This is a genomic window from Halorubrum laminariae, from assembly GCF_024494655.1.
Taxonomy (GTDB): Archaea; Halobacteriota; Halobacteria; order Halobacteriales; family Haloferacaceae; genus Halorubrum; species Halorubrum laminariae.
The window spans coordinates 72,684-94,294 of sequence record NZ_JANHDL010000012.1; the positions used below are offsets into that span (position 1 = coordinate 72,684).

22 protein-coding genes and 1 tRNA gene are annotated in these 21,611 nt (G+C 65.9%); 11 read left to right on the top strand and 12 right to left on the bottom strand.

The genetic code is table 11. The features are described 5' to 3' along the window. Window positions 1-140: 140 nt before the first annotated feature. A complete protein-coding gene (locus NO887_RS15510; protein WP_256419113.1) occupies window positions 141-734 on the bottom strand; it encodes a DUF7474 family protein in 594 nt (197 codons plus the stop codon). Window positions 735-871: 137 nt separating this feature from the next. On the opposite strand from NO887_RS15510, the gene mdh reads away from it, so the two are divergent. Beyond that, window positions 872-1,786, top strand: coding sequence for a malate dehydrogenase (gene mdh / locus NO887_RS15515; RefSeq protein WP_256419114.1), 915 nt, complete (start codon window positions 872-874; stop codon window positions 1,784-1,786). A gap of 46 nt (window positions 1,787-1,832) precedes the next feature. Here the strand turns inward: mdh and NO887_RS15520 are convergent, their stop codons facing one another. Continuing rightward, entirely contained in the window at window positions 1,833-3,134 is a 1,302-nt protein-coding gene (locus tag NO887_RS15520) for an O-acetylhomoserine aminocarboxypropyltransferase/cysteine synthase family protein (RefSeq protein ID WP_256419115.1), read from the bottom strand. Between the two features lie 460 nt (window positions 3,135-3,594). Next, window positions 3,595-4,716 carry an aminopeptidase gene (locus NO887_RS15525; protein WP_256419116.1) on the bottom strand — a complete coding sequence of 374 codons (1,122 nt, stop codon included), beginning with the start codon at window positions 4,714-4,716 and terminating at the stop codon, window positions 3,595-3,597. 97 nt (window positions 4,717-4,813) lie between these two features. Here NO887_RS15525 and NO887_RS15530 point away from each other — a divergent pair, with 97 nt between their 5' ends. After that, a complete protein-coding gene (locus NO887_RS15530; protein ID WP_256419117.1) occupies window positions 4,814-5,203 on the top strand; it encodes a DUF2237 family protein in 390 nt (129 codons plus the stop codon). A gap of 49 nt (window positions 5,204-5,252) precedes the next feature. On the opposite strand, the gene pepF is transcribed toward NO887_RS15530, so the two are convergent. The 3 genes from pepF to NO887_RS15545 all read right to left on the bottom strand — a co-directional run bounded on the left by pepF (window position 5,253) and on the right by NO887_RS15545 (window position 8,857). Next, entirely contained in the window at window positions 5,253-7,052 is a 1,800-nt protein-coding gene (gene pepF, locus NO887_RS15535) for an oligoendopeptidase F (RefSeq protein WP_256419118.1), read from the bottom strand. A 34-nt stretch (window positions 7,053-7,086) separates the two neighbouring features. Continuing rightward, complete coding sequence (rimI, locus tag NO887_RS15540) at window positions 7,087-7,560, bottom strand: ribosomal protein S18-alanine N-acetyltransferase (protein WP_256419119.1); 474 nt, start codon at window positions 7,558-7,560, stop codon at window positions 7,087-7,089. Between the two features lie 70 nt (window positions 7,561-7,630). After that, on the bottom strand, window positions 7,631-8,857 hold the full coding sequence (locus NO887_RS15545; RefSeq protein ID WP_256419120.1) for a mechanosensitive ion channel family protein: 1,227 nt from the start codon (window positions 8,855-8,857) through the stop codon (window positions 7,631-7,633). Window positions 8,858-8,943: 86 nt separating this feature from the next. Between NO887_RS15545 and ggt the strand changes: the two genes are divergently transcribed. Continuing rightward, window positions 8,944-10,572 (top strand): gamma-glutamyltransferase, encoded by a 1,629-nt coding sequence (gene ggt, locus NO887_RS15550; RefSeq protein WP_256419121.1) that lies wholly within the window; start codon window positions 8,944-8,946, stop codon window positions 10,570-10,572. A gap of 171 nt (window positions 10,573-10,743) precedes the next feature. Here ggt and lipA read toward each other — a convergent pair whose 3' ends face one another. The 4 genes from lipA to gpmI form a co-directional block, all read right to left on the bottom strand. After that, complete coding sequence (gene lipA, locus NO887_RS15555) at window positions 10,744-11,730, bottom strand: lipoyl synthase (protein WP_256419122.1); 987 nt, start codon at window positions 11,728-11,730, stop codon at window positions 10,744-10,746. Between the two features lie 45 nt (window positions 11,731-11,775). Further along, window positions 11,776-12,333 carry a cysteine hydrolase family protein gene (locus NO887_RS15560; RefSeq protein WP_256419123.1) on the bottom strand — a complete coding sequence of 186 codons (558 nt, stop codon included), beginning with the start codon at window positions 12,331-12,333 and terminating at the stop codon, window positions 11,776-11,778. Continuing rightward, window positions 12,326-13,264 carry a YqcI/YcgG family protein gene (locus NO887_RS15565; RefSeq protein ID WP_256419124.1) on the bottom strand — a complete coding sequence of 313 codons (939 nt, stop codon included), beginning with the start codon at window positions 13,262-13,264 and terminating at the stop codon, window positions 12,326-12,328. The genes NO887_RS15560 and NO887_RS15565 overlap by 8 nt, the downstream gene beginning before the upstream one ends. Window positions 13,265-13,350: 86 nt before the next feature. After that, window positions 13,351-14,931 (bottom strand): 2,3-bisphosphoglycerate-independent phosphoglycerate mutase, encoded by a 1,581-nt coding sequence (gpmI, locus tag NO887_RS15570; RefSeq protein ID WP_256419125.1) that lies wholly within the window; start codon window positions 14,929-14,931, stop codon window positions 13,351-13,353. A gap of 167 nt (window positions 14,932-15,098) precedes the next feature. On the opposite strand from gpmI, the gene NO887_RS15575 reads away from it, so the two are divergent. The 3 genes from NO887_RS15575 (at window position 15,099) to NO887_RS15585 (ending at window position 17,464) form a co-directional block, all read left to right on the top strand. After that, on the top strand, window positions 15,099-15,782 hold the full coding sequence (locus tag NO887_RS15575) for an ArsR/SmtB family transcription factor (RefSeq protein WP_256419126.1): 684 nt from the start codon (window positions 15,099-15,101) through the stop codon (window positions 15,780-15,782). 66 nt (window positions 15,783-15,848) lie between these two features. Further along, a complete protein-coding gene (locus tag NO887_RS15580; protein WP_256419127.1) occupies window positions 15,849-16,769 on the top strand; it encodes a DMT family transporter in 921 nt (306 codons plus the stop codon). 101 nt (window positions 16,770-16,870) lie between these two features. Then, the gene (locus NO887_RS15585) at window positions 16,871-17,464 is read left to right on the top strand and encodes a DUF7978 family protein (protein WP_256419128.1); all 594 of its coding nucleotides are present in this window, start codon (window positions 16,871-16,873) and stop codon (window positions 17,462-17,464) included. A gap of 30 nt (window positions 17,465-17,494) precedes the next feature. Here NO887_RS15585 and NO887_RS15590 read toward each other — a convergent pair whose 3' ends face one another. Together NO887_RS15590 and NO887_RS15595 are read right to left on the bottom strand one after the other, a co-directional pair. Then, window positions 17,495-17,947, bottom strand: coding sequence for an RNA-binding domain-containing protein (locus NO887_RS15590; protein WP_256419129.1), 453 nt, complete (start codon window positions 17,945-17,947; stop codon window positions 17,495-17,497). Continuing rightward, the gene (locus NO887_RS15595; protein ID WP_256419130.1) at window positions 17,944-18,570 is read right to left on the bottom strand and encodes an AAA family ATPase; all 627 of its coding nucleotides are present in this window, start codon (window positions 18,568-18,570) and stop codon (window positions 17,944-17,946) included. Before NO887_RS15595 ends, NO887_RS15590 begins: the two co-directional genes overlap by 4 nt. A gap of 116 nt (window positions 18,571-18,686) precedes the next feature. Between NO887_RS15595 and NO887_RS15600 the strand changes: the two genes are divergently transcribed. The 5 genes from NO887_RS15600 to NO887_RS15620 form a co-directional block, all read left to right on the top strand. After that, window positions 18,687-18,761 (top strand) — tRNA-Arg (locus tag NO887_RS15600). Between the two features lie 158 nt (window positions 18,762-18,919). Continuing rightward, on the top strand, window positions 18,920-19,117 hold the full coding sequence (locus NO887_RS15605) for a hypothetical protein (protein WP_256419131.1): 198 nt from the start codon (window positions 18,920-18,922) through the stop codon (window positions 19,115-19,117). Between the two features lie 82 nt (window positions 19,118-19,199). Beyond that, window positions 19,200-19,484 carry a hypothetical protein gene (locus NO887_RS15610; protein ID WP_256419132.1) on the top strand — a complete coding sequence of 95 codons (285 nt, stop codon included), beginning with the start codon at window positions 19,200-19,202 and terminating at the stop codon, window positions 19,482-19,484. 2 nt (window positions 19,485-19,486) lie between these two features. Continuing rightward, window positions 19,487-19,726, top strand: coding sequence for a hypothetical protein (locus tag NO887_RS15615; protein WP_256419133.1), 240 nt, complete (start codon window positions 19,487-19,489; stop codon window positions 19,724-19,726). A gap of 827 nt (window positions 19,727-20,553) precedes the next feature. Then, window positions 20,554-21,611: DUF262 domain-containing protein (locus tag NO887_RS15620; RefSeq protein WP_256419134.1), on the top strand; the 1,058-nt coding region annotated here is incomplete at its 3' end.

Here is a 21,611-nt window from a genome sequence, read left to right on the forward strand (position 1 = left end):
CGTCGAGGAGTCCTCGCGGTAGCGTTCGATGGGGCGCGTCCTCGCGGTAGCGTTCGATGGGGCGCGTCCTCGCGGTAGCGTTCGATGGGGCGCGTCCTCGCGGTGGCTTCGGCGTCGCGCGGCGGCTTCGACGACCCGTTCTAGCGGTGGCGTTCGATGACCCGTTTCGCGGCCTGGCCCTTCTCTTTCCAGCCGTACCCCTCGTCGTACACGTGGCGCTTCGCGTCGACGAGTTCTTCGGGCGTGGACTCCTCGAAGCCGCCGCGGTCCCACGCGCCCGACTTGTGGAGCCACTCGATCACGTTCTCGCGGGTCTCGGGCCACGAGAGGCCGACCATCTCGTACCACGCGACCATCGCGAAGACGGCGTTGTCGTGACAGCCCGGGACGGAACCGTGTTCGTAGACGGTCCGCATCGGATCGCGGGTCGGCTCCGAGACGAGTTCTTTGAACTCCGCGGCGGTGAGCAGGCGGAGCCGGTCGCCCTCCTCGACGACGCGCTGATCGCGTTCGAGTGCACCAAGCGCGGCCTTGTGGAGTCCGCTCCACTCGCCGTGGACCGCCTCGCGTATGGTTGACTCGGCCATTCCCTCGCGCTCGGCACTGAGGACCGTCAGGAGATCCGTGTACGCCTTCTCGACAGTCGGCCAGTTCACCCCCTCGAAGTCGCAGTCGGCGTCGTGGAGGCTGTTGGTCGTCCGACAGCCGGGACACGGGTAGCGGAACGTCGGCACGACCGCTACTGGAACGCCGCCGAAGTTAGGGGTTTCGCGACGGGGCCCGGCGGGGCAGACATGGGGTGGACCACCCCCGTGCGCGCGTCTGAGGTTCCGAAACGTTTACTCGACAGCCAGACGCGAGTACACACCGTATGACAAAAGTCAGCGTTGTCGGTGCGGCGGGGACCGTCGGAGCCGCGGCCGGGTACAACCTCGCGCTGCGCGACGTGGCCGACGAGCTCGTCTTCGTCGACATCCCGGACCAGCGCGAGACGACGATCGGGCAGGCTGCCGACACGAACCACGGCGTCGCCTACGACTCGAACACCACGGTCAGACAGGGCGAGTACGAAGACACCGCCGGCTCCGATGTCGTCGTGATCACGGCCGGCATCCCGCGCAAGGAGGGTCAGACACGGATCGACCTAGCCGGCGACAACGCGCCGATCATGGAGGATATCGGCTCGCAGCTCGCCGAGCACAACGACGACTTCGTCACCGTCACCACCTCAAATCCGGTTGATCTCCTGAACCGCCACCTGTACGAGGCGGGCGATCGCGACCGTCACAAGGTGGTCGGCTTCGGCGGCCGACTCGACTCCGCGCGCTTCCGCTACGTGCTCTCCGAGCGGTTCGATGCGCCCGTCAAGAACGTCGAGGCGACGATCCTCGGCGAACACGGCGACGCGCAGGCCCCGGTCTTCTCGAAGGTGCGCGTCGACGGCCGTGACCCCGCGTTCGACGGCGACAGGGAGGAGATCCTCGAAGATCTCCAAGAGTCCGCGATGGACGTTATCAGCCGGAAGGGCGCGACCCAGTGGGGCCCCGCCACCGGCGTCGCACACACCGTCGAGGCCATCCTGCGCGACACCGGCGAGGTGCTCCCCTGTTCGGTCGTGCTCGACGGCGAGTACGGCTACGACGACACCGCGATCGGCGTCCCCGCGAAGCTCGGGTCGAACGGTGTCGAAGAGATCGTCGAGTGGGACCTCGACGAGTACGAATCCGATCTGCTCGATGACGCCGCGGAGAAGCTCTCCGAGCAGTACGAGAAGATCGCCGAGTGATCGCCAAGTGATCTCCGAGTAGACGGCCGCCTCGCAGACGACCCGATCAGTTTGTCGCGCGTTCGATCGCTGCTTCGATGTCGGCGACGATATCGGCCGGATCCTCGATGCCGACGGAGAGGCGAACCATGTCACCGGTGACACCGGCAGCCTCCTGTTCTTCTTCGGTGAGCTGCTGATGCGTCGTCGAGGCGGGGTGGATGACGAGCGTCTTCGCGTCGCCGACGTTCGCGAGCAGCGAGGCCAAGTCCGCGTTCTCCACTGTCCCCTTCGCGGCCTCGTAGCCGCCCTCCAGCCCGAAGGTGATCATGCCGCCGTAGCCGCCTTCGAGGTACTCGGTCGCTTCTTCGTGCGTCTCGTGATCCGCGAGCCCGGGGTAGTTCACCCACGCCACGTCGTCGTGGTCGTCGAGGTACTCCGCGACGATCGCGGCGTTCTCGCAGTGGCGTTCCATCCGCAGCGGGAGCGACTCCGTCTGCTGAAGCGTGTTCCACGCGTCGAACGGTGACTGCTGGTCACCGAGGTCGCGAAGCCCACGGGTGACCGCCGCGAAGGTGAACGCCGCTTCGCCGAAGGCGTCGACGTAGTTGATCCCGTGGTAGGCGGGGTTGTCCTTCGCGATCTCCGGGAACTTCTCGGGGTACTCCGCCCACGAGAACGACCCACCGTCGACGAGAATGCCGCCGACCGTGGTGCCGTTGCCGGTGAGCCACTTCGTCGTTGACTCCCAGACGAGGTCTGCGCCGTGCTCCAGCGGCCGGCAGAGGTACGGCGTCGCGAAAGTGTTGTCGACGAACAGCGGCACGCCGTGGTCGTGGGCGATGTCCGCGATCCGTTCGATGTCGGGTGTGACGAGCGCAGGGTTGCCGATCGTCTCTAGGTGGACGTACGCGGTGTCCTCGTCGATGGCGTCGGCGTACCCCTCGTAGTCGAGCGGGTCGACGAACCGCGTCGAGATCCCGCGGCGCTCGACGGAGTGCGTGAGGTACGTGTAGGTGCCGCCGTACAGCGCCGACGAGGAGACGACGTTGTCGCCGGCGGACGCGAGCATGAACGTCGCGAGATCGAACGCCGCCATCCCCGAGGACGTGGCGACTGCGCCTACCCCACCCTCCAACGAGGCCATCCGCTCTTCTAAGGCGGCGTTCGTCGGATTCATGATCCGCGAGTAGACGTTGCCCGCCTCCTCTAACGCGAACAGCCGCGCCGCGTGATCCGCGTCCTCGAACTCGTAGGAGGTCGTCTGGTAGATCGGTGTCGCCCGCGCGCCGGTGGTCGGATCGGGTGCCGATCCGGCGTGGACGCTTCGGGTGCGGAACTCGCGAGTGGTCTCGTCATCTGATGGCATAGGGTTCCCTCCTCGCGCCAAACGCTTAAAGCCGCCCGCAGTCGCCGACGTTTCCGGTATCTCGGATACGCCTGCGGATCGACCGGTCACCGCCCCATCGTGCGAACCTGCCTTCCGATCGACTGCCGGAGTGAGTGTTGCACGCGGTTGGTGTTAGAGTTTATAAACGATCGAGTGGTGTTGCTGGCGAGCGGTGTTGCCGGCGACCGTTTATATATCGTTGCTGGCGCGGTGATCGGCTCTCGTGTCTTGGCTGCTTGTTTATGAGTGATGGATGGCGTGGTGGATGCGTTCAACGCCCCGACCGACCGCACCGTGGTCTCACACCTCCCCAGCCTCGCTGTCGCCAGCGGCCGTCTGCAACACCCACTCCCGCATTCAAGCGGTCCCCGCCGGAGGGCGGTCGTTCGTTCGAGGGTCCATCTGCCCGGTGAGATTCCGACAACGCCGGTTCGTACGATCAACTCTCGAACCCGTCTTCCCACCAGAACCGGCCGTTCCGTTGAACCACGTCGCCGTCGACCGTCAGCCGCGAGCGCTCGCTGACATCCGAGATCATGTCGACGTGAACCGCGCTGTCGTTTTCCGTCTCGCCGTCGGGCAGGCAGGCGTCGTAGGCGCGGCCGACCGCGAGGTGGATGGTGTCGCCCATCTTCTCGTCAAAGAGGATCGAGTCGGTGAACCGGTCAATACCGCGATTCATGCCGATTCCGAGTTCGCCGAGTCGGCGCGCGCCGGGATCGGTGTCGAGCACGCTCGCAAGCGCCTCCTCGCCCGTTTCGGCTGCGAAATCGACGACCTCGCCCTCCTCGAAGACCAGACGGACGTTCCGAACGCGGGTCGCGTCGATAGTCATCGGCACGTCGAAGAAGGCCTCACCCGTGGCGTCGTAGGGCGCGGTGAACACCTCGCCGCTCGGGAGGTTGTGGGAGTCATACGCCACGGAGGCGGCGGAGTTGACCGCGGTCCGACCCGCGATCGACATCGTCACGTCGGTGTCGGGCGCGTCGTCGCGCTCGGTGACGATCCGGATCTCGTCGCCCGCGTCGAGAACCTCCTTCATCTGGGACATCTCGTCGGCGAGCGCCTCCCAGTCGCGGCACACAGCGTCGTACACGAAGTCTCGGTACTCCTCGTAGGCCATCCCCGCCTGCTGGGCGAGGCTCCGGGTAGGGTGGACGGTTGACACCCAGTCGGTGTCCATTCGCGCCTCGCGGACGCCTGTGCGGGCCTTCGCGTAGGCTCGGCGGGTCTCGCGGTCCACGTCGGCGGTCGCGGTGGTGTTGCGGCCGCCGCCCAGTCGAAGGTACGCGTCGGCGGCCTCGAAGAGGGCGCGGTCGACGGCGGGGTCGGAATCGAACCCCCAATCTGCGCGTTCATTTCCTTTTAAATACGCACGGGAGAGTTCGTCGGAGCCGTACAAGGTCGTCACGTTCGCGCCCCGCTCGCCGAGCGCCTCGGCGACCGCGACGCCGAGGTCGTGAGCGTCCTCGGCGACGCTCATGACGACGTCGTCGCCGGCCTCGATCCGCGCGCTCCAGTCGACGAGCGTCTCGGCGTGCTCGCGTACGCGTTCGTCCATACCGGGGCGTCGCGGGCGCGAGGTAAATCGATGCCGACGCGGGAGTGCGCAACCGTACCGCACGGGCCTTTTTGTTCGCGCGTCGTCACGTGAGCGTATGGCCGACCGGAACGTCCTCGGAGAAGAGCTCGCGACCTGCGGCACCGATCCGACGACCGGCTTCGAGCGCGACGGGTGTTGTGGGACCCACCCCGATGACCGGGGGCGACACGAACTCTGCGCGGTGATGACAGAGGAGTTCTTGCAGTTCAGCGCGGATCGGGGTAACAATCTCGTGACGCCGCGCCCGGAGCTATCTTTCCCCGGACTCGACCCCGGCGACCGCTGGTGTCTCTGTCTCGGGCGGTGGACGGAGGCGCTTGAGGCCACGCGGACTCAGCGGCTCCCGGAGACGACCGTCCCGCCCGTCATCCTCGACGCGACAAACGAGGCCGTGCTGGACGCCGTGGCGTTGGAGACGCTCGAGGCTCACGCGTACGACGCGTGAGGTGGTAGCAAAGCAGGACTGGAGGTGGATGAAAGGCGGCGGACAGGCGTTACTCCAGATCGAGCAGCGACGCGACCTCGTCGAGGTAGTCGTCGTAGATCCCGACGGCGGACTCGATCGGGTCGGGAGAGGCCATGTCGATGTCGGCGAGTTCGACCACGTCGAGGGGGTAGTCGGATCCCCCGGCGGCGAGCATCTCGCGGTAGTCGGCCGCCGCCGGTTCTCCCTCCTCCAGCACGCGCTCGACGATCGCGGCGGCCGCGGAGATGCCGGTCGCGTACTGGTAGACGTAGAAGTCGTAGTAGAAGTGCGGAATGCGCTCCCACTCGCGTTCGATGCCGCCGGTCAGTTCGGCGGGCGCGTAGTAGTCGCCTTTTAGATCGGCGTAGATCTCGTCGAAGACGTCGGGCGTGAGCGCGCCGCCGGCCTCGACGCGCTCGTGGATCCGTTGTTCGAAGGCGGCGAACATCGTCTGCCGGAACAGGGTCGACCGGAAGCGTTCAAGGTACTCGTCTAGCACGTGCGTCCGGAGTTCCTCGTCGTCGACCGTGTCGAGCAGGTGGTGGGTGAGAAGTGTCTCGTTGACGGTCGAGGCGATCTCGGCGACGAATATCTCGTAGCTCGCGTCGTGCCACGGCTGATCGTCACCCGCCAGTTCCGAGTGCATGGAGTGACCCAGTTCGTGCGCCAGCGTGTACATCGAGGCGATGTCGTCCTGGTAGTTCATCAGGATGTACGGCTGCGTGTCGTAGGTGCCGGAGGAGAACGCGCCCGAGCGCTTGCCCTGATTCTCGTACACGTCGACCCATCGCGAGTCGAGGCCCGCGGCCATCCGATCCTGATACGCGTCGCCGAGCGGCGCGACCGCCTCGATCACCCACTCGCGGGCCTGTTCGTACTCGATGTCGGGCCCCTGATCGCCCGTCAGCGACATGTAGAGGTCGTGGCTCTCCAGTCTATCGACGCCGAGCGCCGCGGCCTTGAGTTCGGCGTGGCGGTGGAGCACCTCGAGGTTGTCGTCGACGGTCTCGACGAGGGTGTCGTACACCTCGACGGGGACGTTGGACCCGTCGAGCGCGGCGGCGCGAGCGGTGTCGTAGTCACGGATCTCTGCGCTCGTCACGTGCTCGCGAACCGCCTTTTCGAGCGAGGTGCCGACGGTGTTCCGGACCCCCTCCCACTCGTCGTAGAACGTCTCGTGGACCCGCTGCCGGAACTCGCGGTCCGGGTTCGTCTGGAGCTTCGTGAAGTTCGCCTGCGTTATCTCGACCTCCTCGCCGTCGGGATCTTTGACGACGCCGTAGCTCATGTCGGCGTTCGTCAGCATCGAGTAGATCTCGCTCGGTGCGTTCGTCACCTCCGACAGGTTGGCGATGACCTCCTCGACCTCGGCCGAGCGCGTGTGCGGTTTCATCCGCAACACGTCGTCGAGGTAGTGCTCGTACTCACCGAGTGCGGGCTCGGCGTCGAGGAACGCCTCGACATCGTCGTCGTCGAGCGACTGCAGTTCGGGTTCGAGATATGAGAGCGCGCTCGACGCATCGGAACTGAGCGACGAGGCCTTCGCGGACATCGCTTGGTACTCCTGATCGCGGGTGTCCTCGGCGCTGCGAAGCCGGGCGTACGTCGTCACCTGCTGGAGGTCGCGAAACACCTCCTCGCGAAGTTCGAGCAGTTCGAAGAGGGTCTCTGCGTCCTCCGTGGCGCGACCCTCGTAGGCCCGGAGATCGTCGATCCGATCTGCGACCGCCTCGTAGGCCGTCTCCCACGTCTCGTCGTCGGGGTAGATGCCCTGCAGGTCCCACTTGTACGACTCGTCGATCTCGGACCGCTCGGGAACCGAACTCATGTCCGTAGGTGGGGTCGCCCCGCACTAAGCCTTGTCACCCGCCGGCCGCCCAATCGGCCAGATCGAGGACGAGCACGAGGGCGTCTTCGCCGTCGCGGTAGTAGCCGGGCACGCGCCGTATCGGCTCGAACCCCTCGTCCGCGTACAGCGACCGAGCGATCTCGTTGCTCTCGCGTACCTCCAGCCGGACGACGGTCGCACCGGCGGCGTGGACGCGAGCGAGCGCAGACCGGAGGAGCGTCCGACCGATCCCCACGCCGCGCGCGTCGGGACGGACGGCGAGGTCCTTCACGTGGCCGATGTCGCGACCGTGATTCGGCGTGATATCCGCGACGATGTAGCCGACCACCTCGCCGTCGCGGTCGGCGACGAGAAACGCCGGCTCCTCGACCATCCGTTCGAAGGCGTCGTAGGGCCACGGGTCCGAAAAGCAGGTCCGCTCGATCCGCACCACGGCCAGCAGGTCCGAGCGATCGACCTGTCTGACCACGGCGTCGACGGGGATCACGGCGTGGATTCGATCGCCGGCGAGGTGAATGTGTCGCTGCCGCCGCCGACCCGCACGCGTCGGTCGCGCGCTACTCGCCGCGCCCGGTCACGTCGGGGGACCGATCGTCCGATTTGTCGAACCGCTCGACGCGCTCGACCGTCTCATCGCCGGCCGCGGTCTCGGGCGGGAACGACACCGTTCGCTGCGGGTACGGGATGGAGATGTCGGCCTCGACGAAGCGGCGCTGGATCTCTTCGACCGCGGTCGCCTTCGACCGCCACCGCGCCTGTGGCGTCGGCGGATCGATCCAGAACCGGAGGTCAAGCAGGATCGACGAATCACCGAAGCCGGAAGGGATCACGTACGGAGACGGGTTGTTGGCGATGGTGTCGATCCCGGTCAGCACCTCCTCGGCGATCTCGCTCGCCTCGGCGGGGTCGTCGTCGTATCCGATCCCGACCTCCATGTGGATCCGGAGTCGCCCCTCGCGGCTCCGGTTCGTGATCGCCTGCTGGCTGACGAGGTCGTTCGGCACGACGACGTACTCCCCGTCGAAGTTGCGCATGTGCGTGTTCATGATCGTGATGTCGGTGACGAATCCCTCCTCGTCGCCGATCTCGACCCAGTCGCCGATCTCGAACGGTCGCGAGAACATCAACACGAAACCGGCGATGAGCGAGCCGAGCGTCTGTCTCGCCGCCATCCCGAGCACGATACCCAGAAATCCCGCGCCGACGAGGAGCCCGCCGAGGTTCACGCCCCAGATCCCGAGGATAGTGATCCCGGCGATCACGAGCAGCCCGACCTGCATGATGCGAGTGAGAAGCTGCTCTTGGTGGGCGGTGATGCGGTCGCTGTCGTCGGACAGATCTGAGACGTACTCCGCCAACACGTCGCTCGCGACGTACGCACCACCGAGGAGGACGACCGAGAAGATCGCCCGCGTCCCCACGGCGAAGATGTTCTCTGCGACCGGCAGCACGGCCACGACGAGCGAGAACTGGCCCCACAGCGAGAGTATCGCGACCGTAGCGAGCGCGAACAGCGCCAGCTGCAGGAGCCCGACGAGGATCCGCAGACCGAACGACACCGGCACCGCGTCTTGCAGCGTCTCGATCGACTGCTCGCCGCGACCGTCGAGGAACCGGTCGAGCCAGTCGGCTGCGACTCGCTCGCCGGCGCGAACGAGCCGCGGGAGGAGCAGCCAGCCGACCGCGACGGTCACCAACAGAATTCCGACCGTCACGGCCAGCCGCGCCTCGGTCGTCGCGACGCTTCCTAACAGCGCGTCGAGCGTGGCACCCAGTTGCGTCACTGCCGACCAATTCGTCGTCGCCAGTATAAATCGTCGCATACGCGTCGCGGTCGGGTTTTTATGTCGCGTCGTGCCGGACGTTGGATATGGAGCCAGACCTAGATCGGTTTGCGTCGCGCCGGTCCACGGTGTACGGCCAGCGCGGCGTCGTGGCCACGAGCCAGCCGCTCGCCAGTCAAGCGGGCATCGAGGTGCTTCGCGACGGGGGCAACGCGTTCGACGCGGCCGTCGCGACGGCCGCCGCACTCAACGTGGTCGAGCCCACCTCGACCGGGATCGGCGGCGATGTCTTCGCGCTGTACCGGACCGCCGACGGCGACGTGGGCGCGATGCGCGCCTGCGGCGGTGTGCCCGCCGACGCGACGATCGAACGTGTTCGCGAGGCACTCGCGGCCGACGAGGGCGTCGACGCCGACGATCCGGCGGCCGTCGGGATGCCGTCGACCGGCCCGCACGCGGTGACAGTCCCGGGAACCGCCCGCGGGTGGGAAGCGACGGCCGACCGCTTCGGCGAGTTCGGCCTCGATCGCCTCCTGCAACCCGCGATCCGCTACGCGATCGAGGGGTACCCGGTCAGCGAAGTGATCGCTGACGACTGGACGCAGGCCGAGTCGCTGTTCGAGACGGCCGCCGCTCGCGAGGCGTTCCTCTTCGACGGGGCGTCGCCGACCGCCGGACAGCGGGTCACGCTCCCGCGGCTCGGTCGGTCGCTGGAGCAGATTGCCGACGAGGGGGCAGACGCGGTGTACGAGGGAGCGATTGCGGAGGCCATCGCGTCGGAAGTTCAGTCGCGGGGAGGGTTCATGACCGTCGAGGATCTCGCCGCGTTCGAGGTCGAGTGGCCGGATCCGGTGTCCGCGACGTACAACGGCGCGGAAGTGTACGAGCTTCCGCCGAACAATCAGGGACTCATCGCGCTGGAGGCGCTCGGCGTCGCCGCCGAACTCGGCGCGGGCGAGTACGCCCACGACGCTCCCGAGCGCGCCCACTACCTCGCGGAGGCACTGAAGGTGGCGTTTCACGACGGCCACCGGCACATCACCGACCCGGAATTCGCCGAGATTCCGCCGCTCGCGTCGGCCGAGTGGGTGAGCGAGCGCGCGGACACGGTGGGACCGGAGGCGAACCGCGACGTCTCGTTCGGCGTACCCGACGCTGACGCCGAGGACGCGGACACCGTCCTCCTCACGGTTGCGGACGACGAGGGGAATGTCGTCTCGTACATCAACTCGCGGTTCGACGGGTTCGGCTCGGGGCTCGTCGCCGGCGAGACGGGGATCGCGCTGCAGAACCGCGGCGCGTCGTTCTCGCTCGATCCCGAACATCCGAACAGCCTCGAACCGGGGAAGCGTCCGTTTCACACGCTCATGCCCGGAATCGTTCGCCTTGGGGAGGACGACTGGGCCGCCTTCGGCGTGATGGGCGGGTACATGCAACCACAGGGACACGTGCAGGTGATATCGAACCTCGTCGACTGCGAGATGCCGCTGCAGCGCGCGCTCGACGCCCCGCGCTGGCGGTACCGAGAGAGCGGCGAGCTGGCGATCGAACCGCACTTCGACGACGATGTCGCCGCGCGACTCGTGCGGAGGGGTCACGATGTGCACGTTCTTTCTCCCGGGGCGTTCGGCGGCGCACAGATCGCTCGGAATCAAAACGGCGTCCTCTCCGCGGCCACCGAACCGCGGAAGGACGGCAACGCGCAGGGGTACTGACCGCCGTGACGCCTGCGCATTGCCGGTGAATCCTCGGGAACGTCGAACTGGCGTCACTCCCGTGTTCGGCCGTGCGCCCCCAGACGACCGCAATTCTGCTCGTCAGCCTCGCAGTCTTATATTCGCTGTTTCGACGAACGTACGGTCCGAAACGCGGGTCCCGCGTATCTGTCAGTCCCCGCCGGCAGCCCGGGCATGACGCCGCGCGTCAGTCGGCGAGCGGCCCTCCCGGAGTACCGCCTCGACGAAGAGTTCACCGGCCTTGTACGACGAGCGGACCATCGGTCCGGACGCACAGTAGAGGAAGTCGAACTCCGACTCGGCGACCGCTTGCCACGTCTCGAACGCGTCGGGATGGACGTACTCGAACACGTCGAGATGCGAGCGCGACGGCCGGAGGTACTGTCCGAAGGTGATGATGTCGACGCCGACCTCCCGGAGGTCGCCGAGCGTGCGGTACACCTCGTGGTCGTACTCGCCAACGCCGAGCATGAGGCTCGTCTTCGTGTGGATATCGGACTCGCGGTCGACCTGATCCAACACGGCGAGCGACTGCTCGTAGTCGGCACGGCGGTCGCGGACCGGCCACTGGAGCCGCTCGACCGTCTCGATGTTGTGCGCGATCACGTCCGGGCCGGCGTCGATGATCCGGTCGATCGCCTCGGGGTCACCTTGGAAGTCGGGGATGAGCGTCTCGACGAGGATATCGGGGTCCTGTCGCTTGATCTCGCGGATCGTCTCGGCGAAGTGGGCCGATCCGCCGTCGGCGAGGTCGTCGCGGTCGACCGACGTGAGGACGACGTAGTCGAGGCCAATCTCGACGACCGCGTCGGCGACGTTTTCCGGCTCGTCGGGGTCGAGCGGCTCCATCCCACCGGTCTCGACGTCACAGAAGTTACAGCCGCGCGAGCAGCGGTCGCCCATGAGCATGAACGTCGCGGTGCCCGGCCCGTCGTTTCCCTCGGCGGCGTCCGCCGCCTCGCCGTTCGGAGACGCGTTCGCGCCTCCGGACCAGCACTCGCCCATGTTCGGGCAGTTGGCCTCCTCGCAGACGGTGTGGAGGTCGCGCTCGCGGAGGCTCGCTTTGATCTCCGTGAACCGGGAGCCGGACGGCGGCCGCGACTTCAGCCAGTCCGGTTTCCGGCGACCGCGTTGCATACGTGACACACCGGGAGCGGACGCCAAAAGCGTGCGGGTCGACGGTCACGGCAGCAGCGACGCGCTCTCGACGACCGCCGCGAACTCGCCGCGCAGGTGCGCGAGCGCGACGCGATGAGACGTTTCGGGGTCGATCCGGTCCCCGTCGTGTCCCTCGCGGGCGTGCGTCGCGGTGGCGTCCGAGACCACCGTCACGTCGTAGCCACGATTGTCCGCCATCCGGATCGTCGTCGAGACGCAGTGATCGGTGGTGAGCCCGCAGACGACGAGGCTCTCGTACCCGTGTTCGGCCAGCCACGCGTCGAGGTCGGTCCCGAGGAACGCGCCGTTGACCGACTTCTCGAAAGTCGCCTCGCCCTCGATCGGGGCGGTCTCCGGCTTCCACGCGAACCCCGGCTCGTCGGGGGAAAGCGGCGACCCCGGTTCAGTCGACGCGTGTCGAACGTGGGCGACGGGCCGGCCGTCGGCGCGCCACCGGTCGAGCAGCGCGGCGGCGACCGCCTCGGCGTCGGGGTTGTTTCGCTCGCCCCAGTCCGGCTCGTCGAACCCGGTCTGGAAGTCGACGAGCAGGAGGACCGCGTCGTCGAGGGGCGTCTCAGTCATCGCCGAGCCCGAACGTGACGGGTTCGCCGGCGGACGGTCCCGACCCGGATCGCCCCGACTCGGATTGGGCCGATCCGGACTGATCCGGTCCGGACTCGGAGCCGCGATCGCCGGGCTCGGTGAACGCGCGCCACGCGCCGTCTTCGAGCAGCGACTCGGGCGCTTTGGGGTGCTCGCGGGTCGGCTGCAGCGGACAAGAATCGGGGCTCGCGTCGTCGGCTTCGCGGAACAGGTACTGCGTCCACTCGCGGTCGCCGTCGACGCCCCAGTCGCCCAGATCGGCGTGGGGGCAGACCCCGTCGTACTCGCCCATGCGGTCGCGGATCCGCTCGCGGGCGTGCTGGCCCGCCGCCGTGTCGGCCGTGATCCCCTCGAAGACCGCCCGCGGCTGGAACGTGATCTCGAGGCCGACCGGCGAGTACCGGCTCTTTCGGTCGTCGTAAAACGGCGCTCGCGACGTGGGAAACAGCGGCTCGCCGCCGAAGCAGAACTCCCACTTCGGGGTATCGGGATCGGTCGGAATGTCGTCGGGCCACGCCTCGGGGTCGTGGACGTGGAGGAACTCCAAGACGTGCCAGAGCCGCTCGTGGTAGTGCGCCTCGCCCGCGTCGTCTGCCGGCGGACGGAAGAACACCGCGAGCGGCGCGCGGTCTGCGTGCTCCGGGTACGTGTCGAGGTACTCGGCGAGCACGTCGCGGAGCCGAAGCAGCGCGGCCGGTTCCGTCGTCGATTCGCAGGCGGCGTACAGCAGTTCGCCCGTCCGCTCGACCTCGATCCCGAAGTAACAGGGGAACGGCGAGCCGTCGCGCTCGCCGAGCATCGACTCGCGGAACGTCCGGTAGTGCTCCCGCAGCCACGCCGGCGCGTCGTCGAGCCGATCGTGGAGAGCCTCCTGGTCCAACAGCACGCTCTCGGTGCCGGGCTCGTTCATACCGTCGGTGGGCGCTGTGCGGGCTTTTGGCTTTCGGCGGTTCCCACTCGCCGCACAGAGAGACCGTGACGGGTCGGACCGAGAGGTCACTCGATCAGCAGGCTCTCGCCCGTCATCTCCGACGGACGGTCGAGGCCGATCAGATCGAGCAGGGTCGGCGCAACGTCACACAGGGACCCGCCGTCGCGGACCGCACGTCCGCCGCCGTCGCCGTCGGGCGTCAGGGAGACGAACGGGACGGGGTTGAACGTGTGGGCGGTGTGCGGATTCTCCGGCGTTCCCATGTCGTCGGCGTTGCCGTGATCGGCCGTGACGAGGGCGTGGCCGCCCGCGTCCGCGACCGCCGAGAGCAGCCGATCGAGTTGTGTGTCGACCGCCTCGACGGCCTCGACCGCGGCGTCGAAGTCGCCGGTGTGGCCCACCATGTCGGGGTTGGCGTAGTTGAGAACGATCAGATCGGGGTCGTCGGTCGCGATCGTCTCGATCGCCTCGTCGGTGAGTTCCGCCGCGGACATCTCCGGCTGCCGGTCGTACGTCGGCACGTCCGGGCTCTTCACGATCGTCCGCATCTCGCCGGGGAACTCCACCTCGCGGCCGCCGTTGAGGAAGTACGTCACGTGCGGGTATTTCTCTGACTCGGCGGTCCGGAGCTGGGTCATGCCGGCCTCGGAGACCACCTCGCCGACCGTGTTCTCGGGGAGCTGCGGCGGGAACGCGACGGGAAACTCGAACGTCTCGTCGTACTCGGTCATCGTCGTCAGCCGGATGTCGGGCTGGTCGAGGTCGAACGACCAGTCGGGGCGCGTGCCGGTCAGCATCCGGACGAGCTGGCGGGCGCGGTCGGCTCGGAAGTTGAAGAAGACGACCGCGTCGCCGTCGGCGAGCGCGGGTCCGCCTTCGACGAGCGTCGGCTCGACGAACTCGTCGGTCTCGCCGCGGGCGTGGGCCGCCTCGGCGGCCGCGACCGCGCTGTCGGCCGTGTTCGGTGCCTCGCGCTCGACGATAGCGTCGTACGCCTTCCTCGTGCGCTCCCAGTTCTCGTCGCGGTCCATCGCGTGGTACCGGCCCGTCACGGTCGCGACGTGCCCGGTCCCGCGCTCGTCGGCCTTCGCGGTCACGTCGGCGAGGAACCGGTCTGCGATCTCCGGGGCGGTGTCGCGCCCGTCGGTGAACGCGTGCGTGGTCGCCGGCACGCCGGCGTCGGCTGCAGCGTCGATCAGCGCGAGCAGGTGTTCGACATCGGAGTGGACGCCCCCGTCGGAGACGAGCCCCATGAAGTGGACTCGCCCGCCCGTCGAGCGCGCGTGGTCGAACGCCGCCGCGATCGCGTCGTTGTCGCCGAGCAAACCCTCGGCGAGCGCGTCGGAGATCCGCGTGTACGACTGTGTGACGACCCGCCCCGCACCGATGTTGAGGTGGCCGACCTCGGAGTTCCCCATCTGCCCCTCGGGCAGGCCGACCCGGCGGCCGTGAACGACGAGGCGGCCGTCCGCGCCCCGTTCGGTCGCCGCGTCGAACGCCGGGGTGTCCGCGGCCGCGACCGCGTCCCGACCCGGCGGCCGTCCCGAGGGATCGGCGGCCGCGGCGTCGTCGCCCGTCGCCCGCCCGCCCTCTTCGGCATCCGCGCTGAGCCCCCAACCATCGAGAATGATGAGCGCCGTCTCCATGTCCCTCGTTCCCCGCGGCGGGGTAATTACCCTTTGCTACCGGCCGCAACGACGATCGGACGCGGGGGTGACGCCGAGAAGAGGAGACGACGGCGATCGGGCACGGAGTCGACATCGACGATACCGTGAAGTCAGCCTTATCACTGCTCGACGCTAACCATACGTTAATGGACTCTGCGGTACTGCTCGATCTCCTCGGCAACGAGAACCGGCGGCGCATCCTCCGGCTGCTCGCGACCAAGCCCTGCTACGTCACGGAGATCTCGGAGTACCTCGACGTGAGCCCGAAGGCGGTGATCGACCACCTGCGGAAGTTGGAAGAGGCCGGCCTGATCGAGTCGACGACCGACGACCAGCGCCGCAAGTACTTCAGGATTACGCGCAGCCTCAGGCTTGAGGTGAGCGTCTCCCCGTACGGCTTCGGCGCGAAGAGCGCGTATCCCGCGAAGAGCAGCCTCGACATGTCCGGGCGATGTCCGCACCTCTCCATCGAACTCCCGGACGGTCCGAGCATCGGTCCGACGACAGACCTCGCCGATCTCGCAGACGAGTTCTCGCGCCTCCAAGACCTCGACCGCGAACTCTCGCTAGCCCAGCGGTGGGTGCAGGGACGCGTCGAGGACATCCTCTCGCGGATCGACGATCGGCTCGGGACCGAGGCCGACAGCCGCTTTTTCGCCGCGGTGCTGGCCGCGCTGATAGAGACCAACGGCACGCCCGCCGCCGTTGCGGACGAGGTCGGCGCTCGCGAACGCACCGTCGCCGACGCGCTCTCCCGACTCGCCGACGTGGGAGTGGTCGCGCACGAGACTGGCAGCGACGACGGTCACGACCGCTACCGGATCCGGTGACTGGGCGGTTCCAGCACCGCCGACCGCCTTCGGAACGTTTTCGCACGCCCCCGAGAGACGAGACACGTGAGCCGACTACGAATTCTCGGACTGTTTCTCGTCCTCGCTGCAGTCTGGGGGTCGGCGTTCATGGCTATCAACGCCGGACTGGCATACTTCCCGCCGGTGCTTTTCGCGGCGTTCCGCTTCGACATCGCCGGAGTCGTAATGCTCGCGTACGCGGTCTTCACCGTCGACGACCCGGTCCCCCGCGGCCGCGACGAGTGGACCGTCGTCACGATCGGAGCGACGCTGATCATCGCCGCGTACCACGCGTTCCTCTTCATCGGCGAGAGCGACCCGGCCGTGACGAGCGCCGTCGCAGCCGTGATCGTCAGCCTCTCGCCCGTTCTGACGACGGTCTTCGCGCGGGCGTTTCTCCCTTCGGAGCGACTGACCGCGATCGGCGTCCTCGGCCTGTTTGTCGGCCTCGTTGGCGCGGTCGTGCTCGCCGCGCCCGACCCGGCAAACCTGACCGGCAGCGGGACCGTCGCAAAGTTCCTCGTGTTGCTCGCGGCCGCCGCCTTCGCGCTCGGGTCGGTGTTGACCCGCGCCGCCGACACTGGGATGCCGATAGAGACGATGGAGGCGTGGTCGATGCTCGTCGGCGCAGGTCTGACCCACCTCCTCTCGCTCGGACTCGGCGAGTCGGTCGCCGACGTGACGTGGTCGACTGAGTCCCTCCTCTCGCTCGCGTACCTCGCCGTCGTCGCCAGCGGGCTCGGATTCCTCATCTACTTCCGCCTGCTTGACCGGCTCGGGCCGATCGAGATCAACCTCGTCTCGTATGTCGCACCGGCCTTCGCCGCGCTCGCAGGGTGGGCGTTTCTCGGCGAGGGCGTCACCGCCAACACGGTCGCCGGGTTCGCGATCATCTGCGTCGGCTTCGCGCTGGTGAAGCGGGCCGCACTCCGGGAGACGCTTCGCGAGTACGGCGTTGCCGAGTGAGCGTCCCGCACGATACGGGTCTTCCAGTTCCTCCGTGCCGCTGGCTCCGCGTCCGCTCCGAGCCACCAAGCACTTACCACAGCCGGCTCGACTCGGGGTACATGTCAGTCCCCGAGCGATCGACCCGACAGAACGGAATCGCCGGCCGCGCCGTTGCCGGCGCGGGCGTCGGCGCGGTCGCGTACGTGCTGGGGTACCTGATCACGTACCTCACACAGAGCGGCCGGATCGAAGAACAGCTCCGGGGATTAAATTTCTTCGCCGACCTGTTCGGCGGCGATCCGATTCCGGCGTGGCAGGGCGTCGGCTGGGTGTTCTACAACGCTCACTTCGTCGACACCGAGGTCCCGGCGCTGGTCGGGGGCGCTCGCTCCGTGAGCCTCATCTCGGAGGCGGATGGCGGCTCGCTCGCGTGGCTGTTCGTCCTCCCGCCGCTGCTGTTGCTCGCCGCCGGGTTCTTCGCGGGGCGGTTCAGCGGGTCCTCAGACGCGAGCGACGGGGCGCAGTCCGGCGCGCTCGTCGTCGCCGGCTACCTCCCGCTCGCGGTGATCGGCGCGTTCCTGTTCCGGTACTCCGTCGGCGACGGCGCGGCCGTGTCGCCGACGCTCGTCACCGCGGTGCTGCTCGCGGGCGCGGTGTACCCCGCACTGTTCGGCGGGATCGGCGGAGCGGTCTCAGGCGTCTTCGGGGAGTGAAACGGTCCCGTTCCATCGACTGCGAGCAGGTCAGTACTCTGCCTCTTCGGGATCGAATCGGTCGCCGTACTCGCGGACGGGGTCGACCGGTCGTCCCTCGTCGGTCTCGGGCGCGACGTAGTCGACGAACGACTCCACGTCGGGTTCGCGAACTCGGACGTCGACGGCGATCTCGCCGAGCTCGTCCGGCTCGCCGACCGCGAAGTTGACGACGCCCTCGAAGGCGGCCTGCTTCTTGAGCGAGAAGGAGAACCCGTCGTCGTCGACGTTGTTCAGGAACACCCGGCGGGCGGTGTCGAGGATCTCCTGTTCGTGGAGCACGTCGGAGAAGGCGTCGAGGGTGTGGGCCTCCGCGACGAGCGCGCCGTCCTCGTGGGTCGGCTCCGCGTCGGGGAACACGTTCGACACCGCGTCGGCCACGCGGTCCGTTACCTCGGTGTCGTGGACCGGGGCCACGATCCGGACGTCGACGCTGTAGATCACGCGCCGTCACCTCCGGCGTCGGTCGTCGCGGGGTCTGCGCTCGCGGGATCGGACTCGTCGTCGTCCACGGTTTCGTCTTCGATCCCGAGGATCTTGCGGACGCGGCGTCGAAACGCCGCGAGGGTTCCGGTGTTGTCGATCGAGGCGTCCGCGCGCTCCAGCGTCTCGCCGAGGCCGAGGTTGATCTCTCTCGCGTCGCGTTCGCGGAGTGCCTCCAGATCGGAGTCGGAGTCGTCGCGGCCGCGGTCGTCGAGCCGCTCGGCGCGGAGCTCGAAGGGAGCGCGGACCGCGACGAGCGTGAAGTCGTCGCCGAACGCCTCGCGGAAGCGCTCCAGCTCGACCGTCGAGCGGAGCCCGTCGACGAGGACGGTGTCGCGGTCGCTCTCGGCTGCGGCCTCCCGAATCCGGGGGAGCGTGCGGGCGGCGATGGCGTCGTCGCCTTCCTCTTCGCGGAGCGCACCGGCGATCCGGCCGTGGTGTTCGGCCGGGTCGAGCCCGCGGCGGCGACACTCCGCGCGGATCACGTCGCCCATCACGACGACGGGGATCCCCGCTTCCTCGGCCACGTTCGCCGCCTCCCCCTTGCCGCTTCCGGGGAGGCCGACGGTTCCGATGACGTTCATTTGCCGCCGCTAGTCCGCTCGCGGACTTAGGTCTGCTGTTGGGCGGATCGTGGAACGCCGGATCGCCGGCGCGAACCGTCGGCGTTTTTTATATCGGGCGCGCGAACTCTGAGTGAGGGCACGTAGCTCAGCCAGGATAGAGCGTCGGACTTCTAATCCGACGGTCGTGGGTTCGAATCCCACCGTGCCCGTTCCGCTGCGTGTGGTCCAGATTCCACAAACGGCGTGGGGTTCACGGCGAAATCGGTGGGGGTGTCACGTTGAGTTCGTTACGCCTCGTAACGAACACTCCCTCTATTGGTGGTAACGACCGGCGAAATTGTAAGTGCTCCGGGCGAGAGTGCGAAGTATGGTTCTATCCAGAGACGACCTCAAAGAGAAGCTGGCGGAAGCGATGGGTATCCACGACCCAAGCGATGCCGAGATCGAGATAGCTGAGGAAGAATTCCTGCACGGCTTCTCTTATGCGCTCCGACACGTCGAAGACGATGAAGAGCGGGAACGATTAGAGGATCTTTACGAAGAACAACGGAACGAGTTGGCATAGTTATCACTGCGGGTTTTAGAGCGCAAATATATGCAGCAATTAAGTGGTAACCAGCCGAATATCTGAGTGAGGTTTTCAGCTAATGAGTGACGCACCTGATGGGAGCGACAGCCATAGCTCCACCGACGGTCGAGAGGAGAGTATCGACGTAGAAACCGACGAGGGGGCGAATCGCCGAACACATCCCGAAGAAGTCGAAATCAAGGCATACGACTTGAGCGTCCGGCTGAAGTCTGAGGAAAAGGAGCTCGGGGAAATGGTCGAGATGGCCTCCGGTGAGATGGAAGCCCTGATGCGTCACAGTCTCCGGGGCGAGATGGAGGCAATAGAGGAAGAGCAGCTGTCGATTTTCGGGCTGGGGGAGTAACGATGTCTGGACAGCCTTCCACCGATGAGGATGGTGCTGAGGGCGGCGAGGACGGGGTTGAGGAGACAGAACGAACGAAGATTGATGTGAGTATCGGCAACCTCTCCATTTCGGTAGAGAACCACGATAGAGAGGCGTGTGAGGAACAGTTCTATCGCATCTATGATTTCGTATTGAGAGACGTCGATGAGTGGAGTCGGGCGATGGATTCAGTTGTCACGCAGGAAGGAGGGTTCAGGTAATGACCGACGAATGTGTCTTCTGCGGGGAGTGGTCAAGGGGTGTTGAGTTACGCTGTTGTGAGACGTTCGTCTGCAATGATTGCGTGGCCGGAGAGGGGTTCCGCTCTAAAGGTGGGGGGTTCATCGGAGGGGCAAGCCAGATAATGTGCCCAGCGGATGGGGTTTGGGTTGACGTATGATTCCGGGACGTATCGTGGCGTTTGCGTTGGCTTTCGGTCTTGGTCTGGGTCTCCTGAGTCTCGTTATGTATGGGGTGGTGATGGTCCTAACATGATTCGTCGCCGGTTTCTCGAAATGGCTGGAAAATCGGCTCTTAGTCCACTTTTTGTGGACGCTGTCCCTAACAGGGTGAGAACAGAGCGGTACTCCGTTAGCAGAGAGGGAGTCTACGACCTGCGATTGTATCAGGAGGGCCCGGGACGAGTTCACATTCAGTTTCTGGAATTGCGTGCGGCTGTGAGCGTTAAATCGTGGGATGATGCGTACAGAGTCGCACAGTACATTGATGACGTCGTCACCGACTTCTCGGCCGAATTGCAAGGAGAATCTGTATATCGGTTTCAAATCAGGGGGCGAGATGCGGTACTGCATCTAGACCGTTGGATGATAGTCTATAGGGGCTCGGCTTGGTCAATCGATTCTAAGAAGTTCGTGGCTGACATCTTTGATTTTCCAGTTCCGGTTGAAGTGGATACGGAGAGTGAGCTACTGCGAGGCTTGGAATTGTTCTGACTCTATTGAGGTTGGCTCATAGGCCCTCTTTATGTACCATCACAATACGACACAGCCCAATCTATTTCAGTATTCTATGACAACTCCTCCTCATTATGCCGGTCGAGGCATCTCCGGAGACGGAGAGCGTTCGTGACATCCTTCCACGTTTGAATGATTCGCTGTTCATTCCCTGCCTCCAGCGTGATTACTGCTGGAAACAAAAACAGATCAAGATGCTATGGGACTCTTTGCTCCGAGGCCTGCCGTTGGGTTCTCTCCTCATCTGGGAAGACGAGGGTGACGGAGTGCGGACAGAACCCGCATATTCATTTATTCAACACTATGTCGATGAACGAGCATATTCGTGGGCCGATGGTCCACAACGGTACAGCCAGCGATTCAACTTCGAAGAACTTCCCGACTCTTATTCGCTGGTGCTCGACGGCCAACAGCGGCTCACATCCTTCTATCTGAGTCTGATGGGGAGCTTCACGACTCGCAAACACGGCGGATGGAAGAGCAATCGAGGAGCGTGGAATCAGCGTGAATTGCACTTTGACCTGTTGTCGGGCGAGAAGACCGAGGACCACGACCGGGATCTCGTGTATGACTTTGACTTCCGAAAGGGGAGAGGGCTGAGCGAGTCCGGTGATAGTTACTGGTTCCCAGTCAATGAGCTTGTGACTGATTCAGATTCTCTGACTTCTGAGTCGTTTGTCGAGAAAGAGACGCTACTGGAAGAGAAGCTCCCCGAGATAGAGAGCAAAGTCGATGCAGATGAAGTTCCGAAGGTCGAAAAGAACTTAGAACGTCTCTGGTGGGGCGTCAATCAGCGTGAGGCAATTCTCTACGAGACGACTCACACAGACGAAAGAACAGCCCGTGAGCTATTCATACGTCGAAACAAGGCGGGAAAAGTTCTGAGCGGGGTGGATATTCTTCTCGCTCTTCTTACTGGCTACTGGGAGCGAGTAGATGACGAGAGCAAACCAACGGATGCAAAAAAGCAGATTGAGAGGTTCACCGAGAAACTCTCGGCAAATGATACTATCGGACAAAAATATTTATACATAGAGCTATTATCGTCGGTATGGTCACGCCGACCACGGTTTCGCCAGAAGATCTCCGCGATGTCCTCGCAGAAATCGAGGGGAAGAAGCCGACACAGCGG